General features: G+C 53.3%; 1 protein-coding gene and 1 pseudogene. Both read left to right on the plus strand.

Going from position 1 to position 1,017, the window contains the following annotated elements; translation table 11 throughout:
* Complete coding sequence (locus GN208_RS17770) at positions 1–690, plus strand: C40 family peptidase (protein ID WP_243828515.1); 690 nt, start codon at positions 1–3, stop codon at positions 688–690.
* A gap of 32 nt (positions 691–722) precedes the next feature.
* Positions 723–1,017: pseudogene (locus GN208_RS17775) on the plus strand (tail assembly protein); the annotation flags it as partial.

Below are 1,017 nucleotides of genomic sequence, written 5' to 3' on the forward strand. Positions count from 1 at the left end.
ATTCAGGCAGCTATTTTTGCACACGCAGAGCGTGAATATCCCCGCGAGTGCTGCGGAGTAATAGCTCAAAAATCCCGGGTGGTGAAATACTTTCCCTGTCGTAATATTGCGGCCACACCGGAAGAGCACTTCGTATTATCACCGGAGGATTACGCCGCTGCTGAGGATTGGGGTACGGTGACCGGTATTGTGCACAGTCACCCGGATGCTACCACCCAACCGTCAGAACTGGATAAAGCACAGTGCGATGCCCTTGGCGTGCCGTGGTATATCATCAGCTGGCCGGAAGGGGATCTGCGGACTGTTCAGCCGCGCGGTGAATTACCATTACTCGGTCGGCCGTTTGTGCTCGGGTTTACGGACTGCTGGGGTCTGGTAATGAGCTGGTTCCGGCAGGAACGCGGCATTGAACTGCCGGATTACCGGGTGGATTACCCCTGGTGGGAGCAGGGTGAGAACCGTTACGCCGATAACTGGCGGGAAGCGGGATTTATTCAGATTGACGACCCGCAACCCGGTGATGTCATCGTGATGCAGGTACAGGCACCGGTTGCCAATCATGCCGGTATTTTATTGCCTGACAACATGCTTCTGCATCACTTATACGGTCACCTGAGCCAGCGGATACCATATGGCGGTTACTGGCGTGACCGTACAGTGATGGTACTGCGTCATGAGCAACTGATATGACCCGCTCCGGCGGCTTTTTTTACGGGTGAAATATGTCACAGGAAATTATGGTGAAAATTGTACTCGGCGGTGTGCTGGGTAAAACCTTTGGCAAAATACATCAGCGCCTGGTCAGCACAACCTCCGAAGCGGTCCGTGCTTTATGCTGCACAATTCCCGGGTTTGAACGCTATCTGAATACCAGTAAATCCCGCGGCTTAACGTATGCGGTATTTCGCGGTAAAAAAAATATCGGGGTGGATGACCTCGTTTTTCCGGTGACGGATGATGTTATCCGGATTGTGCCTGTTGTGATCGGCAGCAAACGCGGGGGATTGCTGCAGGTTA

The sequence above is a fragment of the Morganella sp. HSTU-ASny43 genome, from assembly GCF_022819185.1.
Classification (GTDB): domain Bacteria; phylum Pseudomonadota; class Gammaproteobacteria; order Enterobacterales; family Enterobacteriaceae; genus Morganella; species Morganella morganii.